At 65.1% G+C, this 1,009-nt stretch carries 1 protein-coding gene; it reads left to right on the top strand.

The genetic code is table 11. The annotated features are described in order from the left end of the window. Positions 1-1,009, top strand: a 1,009-nt coding sequence (locus ACXJL8_RS41935; RefSeq protein ID WP_456687131.1) for an FG-GAP-like repeat-containing protein, incomplete at both ends; no start/stop codon positions are given.

The raw sequence follows: 1,009 nt of genomic DNA, 5'->3' as shown, positions 1-1,009 counted from the left end.
GGAACTTGGCGGCCGCGGACTTCAATGGCGACGGTAAAACGGACCTCGCCGTGGTCGCTACCAGCAACAATACGCTTTCGACCTTTTACAGTCGCGGCGACGGCACGTTCGGCCCGGCGGTGACGTTGCCGCTCGATTCGGGCGCCAACGGAATCACCGTCGGTGACCTCAATGGAGACGGAAAAGCCGACGTGGTGGTGGAGTGGACAACGAGCAACTCCTCGACCGGCGAGGATGTTTTCCTCACCGCGCCCAATTCGACCACCACGCAATATACGATCAGCCGCACGCCTCCGGCTCTGACGATCGTCGATGCGGACGTGACGCCGGGGGCCGACGGCAGCTACTACATCAACGCGGCGCACTTTCATGGCGGGACGACGACCCTGTCCGGTTCCGGCAATGCCGGAGACACCGTTACGGTCACGAATGCCGGCGGCAATTCCGTCGTTGGCGTCACCACGGTTGGCAGCAACGGCAACTGGAGCCTTGGCGTGTCCGGCCTGCAGGACGGCTCGACCTACAGCTACGTCGCGACTGCGACGGACGCGCTTGGCCACAGCAATTCCGCGGCGGCGCTCACTTTCAAGGTCGATGTCACCGCTCCGGTCCTTGCGATCACAAGCATCGAAAGCTCCGATGCAACATCCAGCCGCGTCAACATCCAGGGCACGCTCGATCTTGCCGACACGCCGGCCGCGCTCACCCTGTCGTTCGGTGCGACGGATCTCTCCGTGACCAGCACCGACGGCACCTGGCGGCTGGACAATCTGTCTCCGGCCACCGGACTTTCCTATGTGACGGCCCGTCTGCGCGACGCCGCCGGCAATACCGGCGTGTCGCAGTCGATCCCGCTGGCCTTCGGCTACACGATAGCGAGCGGGGCCTCACTTGAGAACGCGATCGTCGTGGCGGCCTCCTCGTCCTTCAGCCCGAGCCTCGTCGTCGGCGGTGGCGCGACCTCGGTCGGGGCGACCGTCCTTCGTAAGGGCGTCGAAGAGGTCCGCGG

It is taken from the genome of Bradyrhizobium sp. P5_C11_2, assembly GCF_054049755.1.
The sequence above is the reverse complement of the archived record's forward strand: the minus strand, read 5'-3'. Positions and strand labels throughout refer to the sequence as shown.